The sequence below is a fragment of the Pseudomonas sp. RIT-PI-AD genome, assembly GCF_025642785.1.
Lineage (GTDB): Bacteria > Pseudomonadota > Gammaproteobacteria > Pseudomonadales > Pseudomonadaceae > Pseudomonas_T.
Genome location: NZ_JANZKU010000028.1, coordinates 16,117 through 36,170, shown reverse-complemented (window position 1 = coordinate 36,170; position 20,054 = coordinate 16,117). Strand labels below are relative to the sequence as shown.

3 protein-coding genes are annotated in these 20,054 nt (G+C 69.0%); all 3 read left to right on the top strand.

What is annotated here, in order from left to right; all coding sequences use genetic code 11:
- Positions 1 to 276: 276 nt before the first annotated feature.
- Entirely contained in the window at positions 277 to 17,352 is a 17,076-nt protein-coding gene (locus tag OGL92_RS19210) for an Ig-like domain-containing protein (RefSeq protein ID WP_263146729.1), read from the top strand.
- A 192-nt stretch (positions 17,353 to 17,544) separates the two neighbouring features.
- Positions 17,545 to 19,098: a TolC family protein gene (locus tag OGL92_RS19205; protein ID WP_263146727.1), complete on the top strand. Its 1,554-nt coding sequence runs from the start codon at positions 17,545 to 17,547 to the stop codon at positions 19,096 to 19,098.
- Positions 19,095 to 20,054, top strand: a complete 960-nt coding sequence (locus tag OGL92_RS19200) for an efflux RND transporter periplasmic adaptor subunit (protein WP_263146724.1) — start codon at positions 19,095 to 19,097, stop codon at positions 20,052 to 20,054. Before OGL92_RS19205 ends, OGL92_RS19200 begins: the two co-directional genes overlap by 4 nt.

Sequence of the window (20,054 nt, the reverse complement as noted above, 5' to 3'; positions counted from 1 at the left end):
CGCCCTGGGTGTCCGCCGCGGCCATTCGGAGTCGTCGGTGGGATACCGCCTGGCCCGCCGCTGAATCGGCGCGCGATGCCTGGTCGAACGGTCAGCTTCCGCGTCCCCAGCCCCAGCGCGAAGCGCCTGGCACAGGGTTCCCGGGGCAGCGCCCGTTCGGACGGACGGCTCGCCATAAAATGGAGGTATGCCGCGATATCAAGCTAATACTTAGTGGACTCGGCTATCTGACGCTGCACAGGTACGCCCGACGGACATGGATGACTGGAGGCTCGTATGCAATCTCGGCACGCTCACAGCTCGGCGATCAGGATCGCCCTGGAAACCCGGCTGATGTTCGACGGCGCCATGGTCGCCACCGCCGAGGCCACGACTCACCAGGACAACGCCGCGCCCGCCGCCGAGGCCAGCGAACACCAGGCGGCCGTCGCCCACGAGGCGCTCAACCACGCCCTCGCCGCGGTACCTCCGGCGGAGCCGGCGACCGATCGCCAGGAAATCTATTTCGTCGATGCCAACCTGCCGGACCGCGACGTGCTGGTCGCGGCGCTGCCCAGCCAGGCCGAGATCGTCTACCTGGAGGGCGATGCCGACGGGCTCCAGCAGATCGCCGACGCCCTGCGCGGGCGCAGCGGGATCGATGCCATCCACCTGGTGACCCACACCGCCGAGGCCACCCTGCAACTGGGCAACGTCCAGCTCACCACCGAGTCGATCCTGGGGCAGTACAGCGAGCAATTGAGCGAGATCGGCCAGCACCTGAACAGCGACGCCGACGTGCTGATCTATGGCTGCGACCTGGGCGCCGGCGACGACGGCGCCGCGACCCTGCAGGCGCTGGCCGATACCCTCGGCGCCGACATCGCCGCGTCCGATAACACCACCGGGGCGGGCGGCGACTGGGTGCTGGAACGGCATGTGGGCGACATCGAGACCAGCGCCTTCCATGCCGAGGACTGGAACCATCAACTGCTGGTCTCGGTGCCGGTCAACGACGCCGTCACCGTGCTGCCCAACAGCACCGGCAACGTCATCGCGGTGCTGGCCAACGACGTCATCGTGGTCGGCACCACCGTCAGCGTCGGCAACGTCAGCGCGCCGGCCCACGGCACGGCGGTGGTGAACGCCAACAACACCATTTCCTATACGCCGACCGCCAACTACAGCGGGACCGACAGCTTCACCTACACCATGCGCGACAGCCTTGGGCTGAGCCTGGGCACGGCGACGGTGTCGGTCACCGTCGACGCCCCGCCGACCCTGCACGTCCCTGTCCTCGGCAACTATCTGGAGGATGCGTCCATCGTCTTCTCCAGCGCGCGGGGCACCCAGATCACCGTCGCCGACATCGACAACACCACCACCCAGCTGACGCTATCGGTGCCCAGCGGCAGCTTGACCCTGGGCTCGCTGACCGGCCTGACCTTCCTCCAGGGCGACGGCGTCGCCGACCCGATCATGACCCTGCGCGGCACCCTGGCCGCCGTCAACGCCGCGCTCAACGGCCTGGTGTACACCCCGGTGGCGGACTTCAACGGCACGGTGAACCTCAGCGTCAGCGTGACCGACAGCCTGACCGCCGCGGTGACCTCCAGCGTGCCGATGAGCTTCACGCCGGTCGCCGACATCGTCGCGGACACCGTGAGCACCGCGCAGAACAACGCGGTCGCCTTCAACGTGCTGAGCAACGACAGCTTTTCCAACCCGGCGCGGGCGGTCACCGCCTACGGCACCCCGGCCCACGGCACGGTGGTCATCGACGCCGCGGGCAACGCCGTCTACACCCCGGCGGCCGGCTACGCCGGCACCGATACCTTCACCTACACGGTGAGCTCCGGCGGCGTCAGCGAAACCGCCGCCATCACCGTCACCACCTACATCAACAGCCCACCGACCATAAACGTGCCGGCGGCGCAGACCTTCGCCGAAGACGTCACGCGCATCTTTTCCAGCAGCGCCGGCAATGCGATCAGCGTGGCCGACGCCAACGGCGACATCCTCACCGTCACCCTGCAATCGACCCACGGCAGCCTCACCCTGGCCCAGCTCAGCGGCCTCACCTTCACCACCGGCACCGGCGTGGCCAACAGCCTGATGGTGTTCCGCGGCAGCGCCGCCGCGATCAATGCCGCGCTCAACGGGATGTCCTTCGTCCCGGTCCCCGACTATTACGGCGGCGCCAGCCTGAGCATCCAGGCCAGCGACGGCATCGCCGCGGTGCAGAGCGCCAGCGTCGCACTGAACCTGACGCCCGTGACCGACGGCACGCCCGACGCCATCCAGACCGGCCCCCTGACCCCGGTCACCTTCCTGCCCCTGGCCAACGACACGTTCACCGGCACGGCCAGCGTCACCGCGGTCAGCGCGCCCGCCCACGGCGTGGCGGTGCTGCTGAACAACGCCATCACCTACACCCCCGCCGTCGGCTTCACCGGCAGCGATACCTTCACCTACACGGTGACCTCGGGCGGCGCCACCGAGCAGGTGGTGGTCAACGTCACCGTCGGCGACACGCCGCCCACCTCGGTCAGCCTGGGCACGCTGTCCACCGTCGACGGCGGCCTGGTGGCGGTGCCCGCCGCGCTGGCGTTCCGCGACGCCGATCCGCTGGACGTACTGACCTACAGCGCCAGCGGCCTGCCCGCCGGGCTGAGCATCAACGCCACCAGCGGCATCATCAGCGGGCTGGTCAACACCCATGCCTCCACGCTCAACGGCGGTGTCTACAACGTGGTGGTGACCGCCACCGACCTGGCCGGCGCCAGCGCCACCAGCACCCTGCAATTGCGCGTGAGCAACCCCGCGCCGATCCCCTTGCTGGGGCTGCAGGTCGGCGGCAGCGAGGACAGCCTCCTGGGCATCAGCGCCAGCGCCCTGGGGATCATCGACCCGGACGGCGACGCCTTCAGCATCACCCGCGCCAGCGCCCTGCACGGCACCGTCACCATCAACCCCGACGGCTCCCTGAGCTACCTGCCCACCGGCAACTACTTCGGCCTGGACACCATCACCTACACCGTGACCGACGTCGACGGCGGTTCCGCCACCGGCTACGTCGCCGTGGTGCTGGCGGCGGTGCCGGACCTGCCGGTGCTCAACCTGCCGAGCATTCCGCTGCTCGCCGAAGACACTCCGCTGATCTTCGCCAACCTGCTGGGCCAGCAACTCAGCGTGCTCGACGTGGACGGGGAAACCCTGCAACTGAGCCTGAACGTGCCGAGCGGCAGCCTGACCATTTCCCAGACCGCCGGCCTCACCTTCCTCCAGGGCGACGGCATCGACGACAGCGTCATGGTCTTCACCGGCGGCTCGCTGAGCATCAACGCCGCGCTGGCCAGCCTGATCTACACCCCCGGCGCCGACTACAACGGCCCGGTCGACATCAACCTGTCCCTGAGCCAGATCACCGGCGGGCTGCTCGCCGTCAACGCGACCCTGCCGATCAGCATCGCGCCGGTCGCCGACATCGTGAACGACACGGTCGGCGTGTCCCTGAACACCCCGGCGCTGTTCAACGTCCTGGCCAACGACAACTTCGAGAATCCCGGTCGGGTGGTGAGCAGCTTCACCAACCCGAGCCATGGCTCGGTGACCCTCGACGCCCAGGGCAACGCCGTCTACACCCCGACCACCGGATACGTCGGCAGCGACAGCTTCACCTATACGGTGACCTCCAACGGCACCACCGAAACCGCCACGGTGACCCTGTACATCGCCCAGCCCAACGTCGCTCCGACCCTCAACGCACCAGCCAGCCAGACCTCGGCCGAGGACACCCCGCTGGTCTTCTCCAGCGCCGCGGGCAACGCCATCCTGGTGGCCGACGCCAACGGCGACATCCTCACCGTCAGCCTGCAGGTCACCCAGGGCACCCTGACCCTGTCGCGCACCAACGGGCTCACCTTCAGCACCGGCGACGGCACCACAGACTCCAGCCTGGTGTTCAGCGGCAGCGCCAGTGCGATCAACGCCGCCCTCGACGGCCTGACCTTCAACCCCACGGCCGACTACAACGGCGGCGCCAACCTGGCGATCAACGTCAGCGACGGCCTGCTCAGCCAGAACGGCGCCATCGCCCTGACCATCACCCCGGTCGCCGACGGCGTCGCCGACAGCATCCAGACCGGCCCGCTGGTGCCGGTGACCTTCTACCCGCTGGCCAACGACAATTTCGAGGGCCTCCCGCGCATCACCGCCGTGACCCAGGGCGCGCACGGCACGGTCGTCCTCGGCCTGGGCGGCGCGGTCACCTACACCCCGGCCCTGGGCTACAACGGGCCGGACAGCTTCTTCTATACCGTCACCTCCGGCGGCGTCACCGAGCAGATCGCCGTGAACGTCAGCGTGGGCAACCACGCCCCCACCACCTCCGGTAACCTCGGCACCCTGAGCACCCTCGACGGTGCCCTGGTGGCCGCCGGCACCGCCCAGGCCTTCAGCGATGCCGACGTGCTGGACATACTGAGCTACAGCGCCACCGGCCTGCCCGCCGGGTTGAGCATCAACCCGCTGACCGGCCTGATCACCGGCGTGGTGGATACCCACGCCTCGGTCCACGGGGCCGGGGGCGGCGGCCTCTATACCGTCACCGTCAGGGCCACCGACCTGGCCGGCGCCAGTGTCGCCACCACCTTGCAGATCCAGGTCGGCAACCCGCCGCCGGTCCCGCTGCTGGGCCTGAGCGTCAACGCCCTGGAAGACACCCCGCTGTTGATCACCGCCAATACCCTGGCCATCCTCGATCCGGATGGCGACGCGCTCAGCCTGACCGCCGCCAGCGCCCTGCACGGCAGCGTGACGATCAATCCCGACGGCTCGCTGAACTACGTCCCCGCCGCCAACTTCAACGGCCTGGACCGCATCACCTACACCGTGGTCGACGCCGACGGCGGCCAGGCCACCGGCTACGTGGCGGTGGTGGTGGCGGCGGTGCCCGACCTGCCGATCCTGCAACTGCCGAATCTGGTGCTGCTGGCGGAGGACACCCCGCTGCTGTTCGCCAACATCCTCGGCCAGCGCCTGAGCGTCGGCGACGTCGACGGCGAGGTGCTCGACCTGCGCCTGAGCGTCCCGCTCGGCAGCTTCACCCTGACCCAGACCGCCGGCCTGAGCATCAGCGAAGGCGATGGCGTCGACGACAGCACCCTGCGTTTCTCCGGCAGCGTCGCGGACATCAATGCGGCGCTCGACGGCCTGATCTACACCCCGGGCGCCGACTACAACGGTCCGCTGAACATCACCCTGCAACTGGGGCAACTGGTCGGCGGCATCCTCAATGTCAACGCTACCCTGCCGATCCAGATCGCCGCGGTGGCCGACATCGTCGACGACACCGTCAACCTGACCCTCGACACCCCGGTCGGCTTCAACGTGCTGGCCAACGACAGCTTCGAGAACGCCGGACGCTACGTCAGCGCCTTCACCGCGCCGGCCCATGGCAGCCTGACCCTGGATGCCCAGGGCAATGCGCTCTACACCCCCAATCCCGGCTACCTCGGCAGCGACAGCTTCACCTACACCGTCACCTCCAACGGCACCATCGAAACCGCCACGGTCACCCTCACCACCGCCCTGCCCAACTACGCGCCGACCGTCGTGGTGCCCGCCGTGCAAGCCGGCGTGGAGGATACCCCGCTGATCTTCTCCAACGCCGCGGGCAACGCGCTGGTGGTCGGCGACGCCAACGGCGACACCCTGACCCTGACCCTGCAGGTCACCCACGGCACCCTGACCCTGGCGCAGACCGCCGGCCTCAGTTTCACCAGCGGCGACGGCGTCGCCGACGGCAGCATGGTCTTCAGCGGCAGCGCCGCCGCGATCAACGCGGCCCTCGACGGCCTGACCTTCAACCCGGTGGCCGACTACAACGGCAGCGCCGTGCTCAGCCTGCAGGCCAGCGACGGCCTGCTCAGCCAGAGCGCCAGCACCGCCCTGACCCTCGGCGCGGTCGCCGACGCGGTGACCGACGCGGTCCAGACCCAACCGCTGGTACCGATCACCTTCTACCCCCTGGCCAACGACACTTTCAGCAACCCCGACGCCACGATCACCGGGGTCGGCGCGGCGGCCCACGGCAGCGTGGTCATCGGCCCGGGCGGCGCCCTCACCTACACCCCCGCCCTGGGTTACCGGGGCATCGACAGCTTCACCTACACCGTGACCGCCGGCGGCGTCACCGAGCAGGCCACGGTCAACGTGGTGGTGGGCACCAACAGCGCGCCGGTGGCCGGCAGCCTCGGCAGCCTGGCCAGTGTCGATGGCGGCGTGGTGCTGGTCGCGACGGGCACCGCCTTCTCCGACAGCGACCTGTTCGACGTGCTGACCTACAGCGCCACCGGCCTGCCCGCCGGGCTGAGCATCGACGCCGCGACCGGGGTGATCAGCGGCGTGGTCGATGGCCACGCCTCGGTGCAGGTGCCCAACGGCCGCTACGCGGTGACCGTCACCGCGACCGACCTGGCCGGCGCCAGCGCGTCCTCGGTGCTGCTGATCAGCATCGGCAACCCGCCGCCGGTCACCGCCCCGGCGGTCGCCACCCTGCTGGAAGACACCTCGCTGACCATCACCCAGTTCAACGTGGTGGACCCGGACAACGACAGTTTCGCCCTCACCGCCGCCAGCGCCCTGCACGGCAGCGTGGTGCTCAACCCGGACGGCTCGCTCACCTATACGCCCACCGCCAACTTCAACGGCCTGGACACCCTCACCTACACCGTTGTGGACGCCGATGGCGGCCGCGCCACCGGCGTGATCGCGGTGACCGTCCTGCCAGTGGTGGACCTGCCCACCCTGCAACTGCCGAACATCCCGCTGTTCGCCGAAGACACACCGCTGATCTTCGCCAACATCCTCGGCCAGCAGTTGAGCGTGGGCGACGTGGACGGCGAACTGGTCGACCTGCGCCTGAGCGTGCCGGTGGGCGGCTTCACCCTGACCCAGACCGCCGGCATCAGCATCAGCGAAGGCGACGGGGTGGACGACAGCACCCTGCGGATTTCCGGGACGGTGGCGGATATCAACCTCGCGCTGAACGGCCTGATCTATACCCCCGGCGCCGACTACAACGGCCCGCTGACGATCAACCTGGAGCTGGGCCAACTGGGGCTGCCGCTCAGCGTCACCGCCATCCTGCCGATCCAGATCGTCCCGGTGGCCGACATCGTCGACGACCACGTTTCGACCACCACCGATACCGCGGTGGGCTTCAACGTGCTGGCCAACGACAGCTTCGAGAATCCGGGCCGGGTGGTGCAGAGCTTCACCAACCCCGCCCACGGCACCCTCACCCTCGATGCCCAGGGCAACGCCTTCTACACCCCCGATGCCGGCTACACCGGCAGCGACAGCTTCACCTACACCGTGTACTCCAACCAGACCACGGAAACCGCCACCGTCACCCTGACGATCGGCGCCGCGCCCAACGTCGACCCGGTCGCCAGCACCCTCGCCGACCGCACCGCCCAGGACGGCGACACCCTGTCCCTGGACGTGTCCGGTGCCTTCAGCGATGCCGACGGCGACACCTTGACCTACAGCGCCAGCGGCCTGCCCGCCGGCCTGAGCATCGACCCGACCACCGGGGTGATCAGCGGCACCCTGGGCGGCCATGCGTCCACCCAGGTGGCCAGCGGTGCCTACGCGGTGGTGATCAGCGCCGACGACGGCCGCGGCGGTATGGTCAGCGCCGGCTTCACCCTGACCGTGCTCAACCCGCCGCCCAGCGCCAACCCGGACAGCTTCACGGTGGCCCAGGGCTCGGTCCTGACCGGCGACGTGCGGGCCAACGACAGCGACGTCGACCAGGACAGCCTGAGCGTCAACACCACCCCGCTGCAGGGGCCCGCCCACGGCACCCTGTTACTCAACGCCGACGGCACCTTCACCTACACGCCGGACCTCAATTACCGGGGACCGGACAGCTTCACCTACCAACTGGTGGACGCCGATGGCGGTCTCGCCAGCGCCCTGGTGAGCATCAACGTCACCCCGGTGAACGCGCCGCCTACGGCGCTGGGAGCCATCCCGCCGCAGGCGGCCAACGACAGCACCGCCTTCAGCCTCAACGTGGCCGGCAATTTCACCGACGCCAACGGCGACACCCTGACCTACAGCGTCAGCGGCCTGCCCGCCGGCCTGAGCCTGGACCCGGCCACCGGCCTGATCAGCGGCACCCTGGCCCACGACGCCTCGACCCAGGGGCTCAACGGCAGCGGTGTCTACAGCGTCACCGTCACCGCCAACGACGGCAACGGCGGGCAGGTCGACCAGACCTTCGCCTTCAGCGTGAACAACCCCGCGCCCACCACCAGCGGCGGCAGCATCAGCCTGGCGGAAGACACCCCCTACAGCGGCACCCTGGCCGCCAGCGACATCGACGGCGACAGCCTGACCTTCGATGCGGCCCAGGCGCCCGCCCATGGCGTGCTGGTGCTCAACGCCGATGGCAGCTTCGTCTACACCCCCGCGCCCAACTACAACGGCCCGGACAGCTTCAGCTATCGCGTCACCGACAGCGACGGCGGTATCGCCGTGGCGACGGTCAGCATCACCGTCACCGCGGTCAACGACGCGCCGACCGCCACCAGCCCCATCGCCGCGCAGAGCGGGACCGACAGCGCCGCCTTCAGCCTCAACGTCTCGGGGAATTTCGCCGACCCGGACGGCGACGGCCTGAGCTATGCGGTCAGCGGCCTGCCGGCGGGCCTGAGCATCGACCCGACCACCGGCCTGATTACCGGGACCCTGGCCCACGACGCCTCCAGCCAGGGCCCCACCGGCAACGGGGTGTACAGCGTAACGGTGACCGCCGATGACGGACAGGGCGAGCAGGTCAGCCAGAGCTTCACCCTGACCGTGAGCAACCCGCCGCCCATCACCAACGACAGCGCCTTCACCACCGCCGAGGGCAGCACCCTGTCGGGCAACCTGATCGCCAGCGACATCGACGGCGACACGCTGAGCTTCAGCGCGCTCCAGCAGCCGGCCCACGGTACCCTGGCGCTCGCCCAGGACGGCTCCTTCACCTACACCCCCGATGCGCTGTACAGCGGACCGGACAGCTTCACCTACCAGGTGACCGACAGCGACGGCGGCATCGCCACCGCCCTGGTCAGCATCAACGTCGGCGCGGTGAACCATCCGCCGGTGGCCAATGCCGCGATCGGGGCGCAGTCCGCCACCGATGCCAGCGCCTTCAGCCTGAACGTGGCGGGCAATTTCTCCGATAGCGATGGCGACACCCTGACCTACAGCGCCAGCGGCCTGCCCGCCGGGCTGAGCATCGACCCGGTTACCGGCTTGATCAGCGGCACCCTGGCCAGCAACGCTTCGACCCAGGGACCCAACGGCGGAGGCGTCTACGCGGTCCTGGTGACGGTGAGCGACGGCAACGGCGGCTCGATCGGCCAGAGTTTCACCCTCAGTGTGAGCAACCCGGCGCCCGCTACCGCCAACAGCAGCCTCAGCGTCGCCGAGGACACCCCCTACAGCGGCGTCCTGGCGGCCAGCGACATCGACGGCGACGCCCTGACCTTCAGCGTCACCACGCCGCCGCTCCACGGCAACCTGACGCTGAACCCCGACGGCAGCTTCACCTACACCCCGGCACCGGACTACAACGGGCCGGACAGCTTCGCCTACCAGGTGCTGGACAGCGACGGCGGCGTCGCCAACGCGGTGGTGAGCCTTTCGGTGAGCGCGGTCAACGACGCGCCAAGCCCGGTGGGCAGCATCGCCACGCAGAGCGGGACCGACGGCACCGCCTTCAGCCTCAACGTGTCCGGCAATTTCACCGACGTGGACGGCGATACCCTGACCTACAGCGTCAGCGGCCTGCCCGCCGGGCTGAGCATCGACCCGGCCACCGGCCTCATCAGCGGCACCCTGGCCAGCAACGCCTCGACCCAGGGGCCCAACGGCGACGGCCTCTACAGCGTCGTCGTGACCGCCAGCGACGGTAACGGCGGCCTGATCGACCAGCGCTTCACCCTCAACGTGAACAACCCCGCGCCGAGCACCACCAGCAGCAGCTTCGCCACCGCCGAGGACACGCCCTACGGCGGCGTGCTGCTGGCCACCGACGTCGACGGCGACGCCCTGACCTTCAGCATCACCCAGCGGCCGGCCCACGGCGACCTGATGCTGGACGCCAACGGCAACTTCCTCTACCGGCCCGCGCTCAACTACAACGGGCCGGACAGCTTTACCTATCAGGTCATAGACAGCGATGGCGGCATCGCCACCGCCGTGGTGAACATCAGCGTCAGCGCGGTCAACGACATCCCCACCACCCGGGTGATCGCGCCGCAGACCGGGGCGGACGGCGCACCCTTCAGCCTCGACGTGTCCGGGAATTTCTACGACGCCGACAGCGACGTCCTGACCTACAGCGTCAGCGGCCTGCCCGCCGGGCTCAGCCTCGACCCGGCCACCGGCCTGATCAGCGGCACCCTGGTCAGCAACGCCTCCACCCAGGGGCCCAACGGCGACGGCGTCTACAGCGTCACCCTCAGCGCCGACGATGGCCAGGGCGGGCTGGTCAGCCAGACCTTCGCCCTCACCGTGAGCAACCCGCCGCCGAGCACCGGCGACAGCACCCTGAGCACCGCCGAAGACACACCCTACAGCGGCACGCTGCTGGCCACCGATGCGGATGGCGACGCCCTGAGCTTCAGCGTCGCCCAACAACCGGCCCACGGTAACCTGGCGCTGAACCCCGACGGCAGCTTCACCTATACCCCGGCCGCCAACTACAGCGGCCCGGACAGTTTCACCTACCGGGTGACCGACAGCGATGGCGGGATCGCCACCGCCCTGGTCAGCATCACCGTCACCGCCGTCAACGACGCCCCGTCGCCGGTCGGCAGCATCGCCACGCAGAACGCCAACGACGGCGCCAGCTTCAGCCTCAACGTCGCCGGTACCTTCAGCGACGCCGACGGCGACGCCCTGACCTACAGCATCAGCGGCCTGCCCGCCGGCCTGAGCATCGACCCGGCCACCGGGCTGATCAGTGGGACCCTGGCCAGTAGCGCTTCGACCCAGGGGCCGAATGGCGGCGGTCTCTACACCGTTACCGTCAGCGCCAGCGACGGCAACGGCGGAATCGGCGTGCAGAGCTTCACCCTCAACGTGAGCAATCCGCCGCCGACCACCGCCAACGCCACCTTCGCCCTGAGCGAGGACACCCCGTTCAGCGGTGTGTTGCTGGCCAGCGACGTAGACGGCGACGCCCTGACCTTCAGCGCCACCAGCCTGCCGCTGCACGGCAACCTGATACTCAACGCCGACGGCAGCTTCACCTACACGCCGCTGGCGAACTACAACGGCGCGGACAGCTTCACCTACCAGGTACGGGACGCCGATGGCGGCCTTTCCACCGCCACCGTGACCTTCACCATCGCACCGGTGAACGACGCGCCGGTGGCCAACGGCGATCGCGCGACCACCCTCGAAGACACCCCGGTGGTCATCGACGTGCTGGCCAACGACACCGATGTCGACGGCGACCGCCTGAGCCTCGTCGCCGCCAACGCCGCCAACGGCACGGTGACCCTCAACGCCGACGGCACCCTGACCTATACGCCGAACACCAATTTCAGCGGCACCGATACCCTGACCTATACCATCAGCGACGGCGCGGGGCTCACCGCCAGCGCGCAAGTCATCATCACCGTCGTCCCGGTCAACGACGCGCCGACCGCCGTGGGCAGCATCGCCGCGCAGAACGCCAACGACGGCGCCAGCTTCAGCCTCAACGTCGCCGGCAACTTCAGCGACGCCGACGGCGACGCCCTGAGCTACAGCGCCAGCGGCCTGCCCGCCGGCCTGAGCATCGACCCGGCCAGCGGCCTGATCAGCGGCACCCTGGACGGCCACGCCTCGACCCAGGGCCCCAACGGCGGCGGCGCCTACACCCTGGTGGTCAGCGCCCGCGACGGCAACGGCGCGACGGTCAGCCAGACCTTCGTCCTCACCGTGAGCAACCCGCCACCCAGCACCGCCAACAGCGCCTTCAGCACCGCCGAGGGCGCGCCCTACAGCGGCGTGCTGCTGGCCAGCGACATCGACGGCGACGCCCTGACGTTCAGCGTCACCCAGGCGCCCATCCACGGCAGCCTGGTGATCAACCCCGACGGCACCTTCACCTACGTGCCGGCGGCTCAGTACAGCGGCACGGACCGCTTCACCTACGAGGTCCGCGACGCCGACGGCGGCCTCGCCAGCGCGTTGGTATCGATCACCGTCACCGCGGTGAACGACGCGCCGCTAGCGGTCGGCATCATCGCCGCGCAAAGCGCCGACGACAGCAGTGCGTTCGCCCTCGACGTCAGCGGCAATTTCTCCGACGCCGACGGCGACGCGCTGACCTACAGCGCCAGCGGCCTGCCTGCCGGACTGAGCATCGACCCGACCACCGGCCTGATCAGCGGCACCCTGGCCAACAACGCCTCGACCCAGGGCGGCAACGGCGCGGGCACCTATACGGTGGTGGTGACCGCCAGCGACGGCCAGGGTGGGTCGGTCGACCAGAGCTTCACCCTGACGGCGAACAACCCGGCGCCCACCACCCGCGACAGCAGCGTGACCGCCGACGCGAATACGCCGCTGAACGGCGTGCTGGTGGCCAACGACATCGATGGCGATCCGCTGACCTTCAGCGTCACCCAGCCGCCCGCCCAGGGCAGCCTGGTGCTCAACGCCGACGGCACCTTCACCTACACCCCGGCCAACGGCTATACCGGCCCGGACAGCTTCAGCTATCAGGTCCAGGACGCCGATGGCGGCCTCGCCACCGCGGTGGTGAGCATCCAAGTGGGCGGCGCCAACCATGCGCCGGTGACCAACGGCCCGATCGGTACCCAGTCGGCCACCGATGCCGGAACCTTCAGCCTGAACGTGGCCGGCAATTTCAGCGACAGTGATGGCGACACCCTCACCTACAGCATCAGCGGCCTGCCCGCCGGCCTGAGCCTCGACCCGGCCACCGGGCTGATCAGCGGCGCCCTGGCCAACAACGCCTCCACCCAAGGGATCAACGGCGGCGGCGCTTATCAAGTGATCGTCGCCGCCGACGACGGCAACGGCGGACGGGTCGAGCAGATCTTCACCCTGAACGTCAGCAACCCCGCACCCAGCACCGCCAACAGCGCCTTCAGCACCGCCAGCGACACGTCCTACAGCGGCGCGCTGAACGCCAGCGACAGCGATGGCGACGCCCTGACCTTCAGCGTCACCCAGCCACCGACCCATGGCAGCCTGGCGCTCAATGCCGACGGCACCTTCACCTACACCCCGGCCGCCAATTACAACGGCGCCGACCGCTTCACCTACGAGGTGCGCGACGCCGATGGCGGCATCGCCAGCGCGGTGGTGAGCATCGATGTCACCGCGGTGAACCATGGGCCGACCCCCAGCGGCAGCATCGCCGCGCAAACCGCCAACGACGGTGCCGGCTTCAGCCTCAACGTCGCCGGCAACTTCAGCGACAGCGACGGCGACGTGCTGACCTACAGCGTCAGCGGCCTGCCCGCCGGCCTGAGCCTCGACCCGGCCACCGGGTTGATCAGCGGCACCCTGGGCAGCAGCGCCTCGACCCAGGGGCCCAACGGCGGCGGCTTCTACAGCGTCACCGTCACCGCCAGCGACGGCAATGGCGGCTCGGCGCAGCAGACCTTCACCCTGAACGTCAGCAACCCGGCGCCGAGCACCGCCAACAGCGCCTTCAGCACCGCCGAAGGCGCGCCCTACAGCGGCGCGCTGCTGGCCAGCGACATCGATGGCGACGCGCTGGCCTTCAGCGTCGTCCAACCGCCGATCCACGGCAGCCTGGTGATCAACCCGGACGGCACCTTCACCTACACGCCCGCGGCGAACTACAGCGGGCCCGACCGCTTCAGCTACCAGGTCCAGGACGCCGACGGCGGCATCGCCACCGCCCTGGTGAACATCACCGTCACCGCGGGCAACAGCGCTCCCACCGCCAACGGCGCCATCACCGCGCAAAGCGCCAACGACGGCGCGGCCTTCAGCCTCAACGTGGCCGGCAACTTCAGCGATGCCGACGGCGACGCCCTGACCTACAGCATCAGCGGCCTGCCCGCCGGGCTCAGCCTCGACCCGGCCACCGGCCTGATCAGCGGCACCCTGGCCCACGACGCGTCCAGCCAAGGGCTCAACGGCGGCGGCGTGTACACCCTGCTCGTCACCGCCGACGACGGCCAGGGCGGCACCGCCAGTCAGAGCTTCACCCTCAGCGTGAGCAACCCGGCGCCGGTCACCCGCGACAGCAGCGTCACCACCGACGCCGACACGCCCCTCAGCGGCGCGCTGGTGGCCACCGACATCGACGGCGATCCGCTGACCTTCAGCGTCCTCCAGCCGCCCGCCCAGGGCAGCCTGGTGCTCAACGCCGACGGCACCTTCACCTACACCCCGGCCAACGGCTATACCGGCCCGGACAGCTTCAGCTACCAGGTGCGCGATTCCGATGGCGGCCTCGCCAGCGCGGTGGTGAGCATCGAAGTGGGCGGGACCAACCATGCGCCGGTGACCAACGGAACCATCGCCACCCAGTCCGCCACCGACGCCGGCCCTTTCGCCCTGGACGTATCCGGCAACTTCAGCGACAGCGATGGCGACACCCTGACCTACAGCGCCAGCGGCCTGCCCGCCGGCCTCAGCATCGACCCGGCCACCGGGCTGATCAGCGGCACCCTGGCCAACAACGCCTCGACCCAGGGCGTCAACGGCGGCGGCGCCTACACCCTGGTCATCGCCGCCGACGACGGCAATGGCGGGCGGGTCGAACAGCTCTTCACCCTGAACGTCAGCAACCCGGCGCCGACCACCGCCAACAGCGCCTTCAGCACGGCCGAGGACACCCCGTACAGCGGCGCGTTGAGCGCCAGCGACAGCGATGGCGATGCCCTGACCTTCAGCGTCACCCAGCAGCCGACCCATGGCAACCTGGTGCTCAACGCCGACGGCAGCTTCACCTACACCCCGGCCGCCGACTACAGCGGCCCGGACAGCTTCACCTACCAGGTGACGGACGCCGACGGCGGCATCGCCACCGCCGTAGTGAGCCTCTCGGTCACCCCGGTGAACGATGCGCCCGCCACCAACGGCAGCATCCCCACCCAGGGCGCCGCCGATGGTGGCAGCTTCTACCTCAACGTCGGCGGCAATTTCAGCGATGCCGATGGCGACGCCCTGAGCTTCAGCGTCAGCGGCCTGCCCGCTGGCCTCAGCCTCGACCCGGCCACCGGCCTGATCAGCGGCACCCTCGGCGGCCACGCCTCGACCCAGGGGCCCAACGGCGACGGCGTCTATAGCGTCACCGTGACCGCCAGCGACGGCAACGGCGGCTCGGTCCAGCAGACCTTCGTGCTGAACGTGAGCAACCCCGCGCCGAGCACCGCCAACAGCGCGTTCAATACCGCCGAGGACAGCCCCTACAGCGGCGTGCTGGTGGCCAGCGACCCCGACGGCGATACCTTCACCTTCGGCGTCGCCCAGCCGCCCGCCCACGGCAGCCTGGTGCTCAACCCCGACGGCAGCTTCACCTACACCCCGACGGCGGACTACAACGGCACCGACAGCTTCACCTACCAGGTAGTGGACAGCGACGGCGGGATCGCCACCGCGGTGGTCAGCATCGTCGTCACCCCGACCAACGACGCGCCGGCCACCAGCGGCGCCATCGCCGCCCAGGCGACCACCGACAGCTCCGCCTTCAGCCTGAACGTCAGCGCTAACTTCACCGACCCCGACGGCGACGCCCTAACCTACGGTGCCAGCGGCCTGCCCGCCGGCCTAAGCATCAACCCGGCCACCGGCGTCATCAGCGGCACCCTGGGCAGCAGCGCCAGCCAGGTCGGCGATGGCGTCTACAGCGTCACCGTCACCGCCAGCGACGGCAGCAACCAGGTTGCCCAGACCTTCACCCTGACGGTCACCAACCCGCCACCCACCACCGGCGACAGCAGCGTCGACCTGGCGGCGAACGGCACCTACACCGGGCAACTGCTGGCCACCGATCCCGACGGCGACGCGCTGACCTTCAGCACGCTGCAAGGCCCGGCCAACGGCACCCTGACCCTCAACGCCGACGGCAGCTTCACCTATGTCCCCAGCACCGGGTTCAGCGGCACCGACAGCTTCGTCTACCAGGTCCGCGACGCCGACGGCGCCACCGCCACGGCGACGCTGACCCTGAACGTCGGCACCGCCGCCAACCGGCCGCCGGTGGTCGGCGACAGCACCGCCACCACCGACGAAGACACCCCGCTGACCCTCGACCCGCTGGCCGCGGCGAGCGACCCGGACGGCGACCCGCTGACCGTCACCGCCGCGTCGGCGGGCAACGGCAGCGTGGTGATCAACCCCGACGGCACTCTGACCTACACGCCGAACCCCGACTTCAACGGCACCGACACCCTGACCTACACCGTCAGCGACGGCGCCGGCGGCACCGCCACGGCCAGCGTGGCGATCACCATCAACCCGGTGAACGACGCGCCCACCGCCACTCCGGGCACGGCCACCACCACCGAGGGCACCTCCACCACCATCGACGTGCTGGCCAACGTCACCGATGTCGACTCGCCGAACCTGACGGTGACCGGCGCCACGGCGGGCAACGGCACGGTGGTGGTCAACCCCGACGGCAGCGTCACCTACACACCGAACCCCGTCTTCAACGGCACCGACACCTTGACCTACAGCGTCAGCGACGGCGCCGGTGGAACGGTCGCCGGCAGCGTGACGATCACCGTCAACCCCGCCGAGGACCCCTACGTCGCGCCCACGCCCATCACCGGAACAGCGCGCGTCCTGAGCGTCCAGCAGACCACCGTCGTCACCCGCGGCACCAATTACGAGCCGGTGCTGCTGGACGTGATCAACGGCTTCAGACGCCTGGAAGGCGCGAACGCGATCGGCGAACAACCGATGCGCGAAGTGGCGAACGGCGTACAGGGCCTGGGCACGTCCGTGGAGATCAACGACATCAAGGGACCGATGTCGCAGGCGGTGGGCGACCTGAACGCCGCGAGCCGCCAGCCGTTCGACGTCTCGCGGATGCGTTCCGGCCCCTTCGGTACCGGCAACTCCGCGGCGGCCTTGACTCCGCAGCAGAGCGTGCCCAACCCCTCGGCCTTTTCGCTGAGCGAACCCATGGTGATGCTCGACCTGCCGCCTGCGGACATTTCGCTGGCGCAGGAGGCGCCGGTCGGCAGCGATGCGCCGTTCCTCGCGCCGGCTCCGCTGACCCTCGACGAACAGCTACTCGCGGCCAGCCAGGCGAGGGCCGCCCAACTGGACCGATTGGCCTGGCTGCTGGCGGGCTGAGGGCGGTAACGCCTAGAGGGAAGGACAGATTGTCCTAAAGTAGGACAACTCTCCAATGTGCCACTACAGTAAGACTAGGCGTGGTGATAACCAGGGATGCCAAGGACGTAGCGGTGATCCCTTCAGCTGTTTTCGAGTCGCGAGATGGGCTTGCCGCGGCGAAGTGACCGTCATCTGCACGTGGAAGGACTTATGGAAGAGTACCCTCATACCCCCGCGTTTCCCCTGTCGGCGCGACCGACCGCCCTTTGGGTCCTGCTTTGCGGTCTCGGCCTGGGCGCTTGCAGCATCGTCCCGCAGCCGGTGGACTCCAGCCGCCATGCCGTGGACGAAAAGGCCAGGCTCGAAGCGACCATGGAAGCCGAGGAGCCGGTCAAGGGGCCCATCTCGCTCTACGAAGCGATGGCCCGCGCGCTCAAGTACAACCTCGACCAGAAGATCGAACTGATGGACGAGGACTTCCGCCAGAAGCAACTGGCGCTCAGCAGCACCGGCATGCTGCCGACGATCGCCGCTTCCTTCGGCTACAACGGCCGCAACAACGAATCGGGTTCCAGCAGCCGGTCGCTGCTGTCCGGCCGCCAATCCCTGGAGCCCTCCACCTCCACCGACAAGCACAGTACCAACGGCGACCTGACCGCCAGTTGGGACGTGCTCGACTTCGGCCTCTCCTACGTGCGCAGCCTGCAGGCGGCCGACGAGAAACTCATCGCCGCCGAACGCCGGCGCAAGGTGGTCAACCGGATCCAGGAGGACGTGCGGACCGCCTACTGGCGCGCGGTCAGCGCGGACCGCACTTACAAGGAACTGGTGGCCCTGGAAGCCCTGGCGCAGAAGGCCATGCTCCAGACCCAGGAACTGGAGAACCGGCGCCTGGTGCCGCCCATGGTGGTGCTCGCCTACCAGCGCGACCTGTTGCAGGTGCAGGGCGACGTGCAGAAGCTGGAACGCGAGCTATCCCTGGCGAAAAATCAGTTGGCGGCGCTGATCAACCTCAAGCCCGACGCCCACTATTCGCTGGTACTGCCGGACCGCACCGACGTGGTGCCGGAACTGCCCGGTTCGGCCGACGAGATGGTCATGGTGGGTCTGCGCTACCGCTCCGAGCTGCGCGAGGGGGCCTACCGCCAGCGCATCAGCCAGAACGAGATGAAAGCCGCACTGATCCGCTCGATGCCCAGCCTCAGGGCGGTGCTGGGGGTGAACTACGACTCCAACAGCTACCTGTACAACGACAAGTGGGTGAGCTACAGCGGCCAAATCAGCTGGAACCTGATGAACGTCTTCCGCTACCCCATGGAAAAGGCGGCCTTGCAAGCCGAGGAGAAGGTCATCGAGCAGCGCCAGCTCGCCCTGACCCTGGCGGTGATGACGCAAATCCATATCGCGCGCATCCGCTTCATTCGCTTCTCCCAGGAGCTGGGCATCGTCCGCGACGCCCAGGAAGTCCAGGAACGCATCGCCAACCTGTCCCGCGGCGGCTTCCAGGCCAAGACCGTGAGCCAGCAGGACCTGGTACGCGAGGAGATGAACTCCATCCTGGCACAGGTTCGCTACGACTCCGCCTACGCCGACGTGCAGAACGCCTACGCCAACCTGTACGCCTCGATGGGCCTGGACAACTTCGATATCGACGTCCAGCCGGAGACGCCCATCGCCGTGATCGCCGCCAAGTTGCAGGAGCACTGGAGCGAGCGCGCCAGCAGCCTCCCCCCCATGCCTGAGAACCGGAGCGCATCCCTATGAGTCACACGTCACTGGCCTCTCGCTGCCTGGTCTGTCTGAGCCTGTCCCTGGGTACCTTGCTACAGGGATGCGGCCCCTCCGCCGAGCCCGACGAGACCCTCGGCGCCTCCAGCGCCGATGCGGCCGTGCATCCGCCAAGCGACACCCAGGCCCGCAACGATACCGAAGCCTTGATCGAGCAGTTGCCTCCCGCGGCGGCCGGGGAAGCGAGTGCCGACGCCCAGGGCCCGGCCGTCGCCACGCCCACGGAAACCGCGCCCGGCACGCGAGACCGCGACGGCTCGGCCGAGGGCAACGCCCGCGGCGTGGTGCGCGCCGTTCACGAAGCCACGCTATCGGCCGGCATGACGGCGCAAGTATTGAAGATGCCGCTGACCGAAGGCGCCTCGTTCAAGAAGGGCGACCTGCTGGTGGCCCTCGATTGCGAGCGCGCCCAGGCCGACCTGCGCGCCGCCGAGGCGTCCATGCAGGTGGAGCAGAAGACCGTCGAGACCAACCAGGAACTCGAACACTTCAACTCCATCGGCAAGTTCGACCTGCTGATTTCCGAATCCAAGCTCAACAAGGCCAAGGCGGAAACCGAAGCGCTGCGTGCCCAGGTGAAGCAGTGCAAGGTGACCGCGCCCTTCGCCGGCCGCGTCATGGAGCGCATGGCGCACCCCCACGAGTCGGTATCCGTCAGCCAGCCGCTGTTGAGGATCGTCGACACCGGCGAGCTGGAGCTGGACGTCATCGTGCCGTCCAAGTGGTTGCAGTGGCTCAAGCCCGGCACGCCGTTCTCCTTCAAGATCGACGAGACCGGCCAGGCCAGCGAAGCGGTGGTCGACCGGCTGCTGCCGGCGGTCGATCCGGTCAGCAAGACGGTGAAGATCATCGGCCGCTTCAACGGCAAGTCCGCCAGCGGCACCATACCCGGCATGAGTGGCAGCGCCAGTTTCCGCGATGGCGGGGCCTGA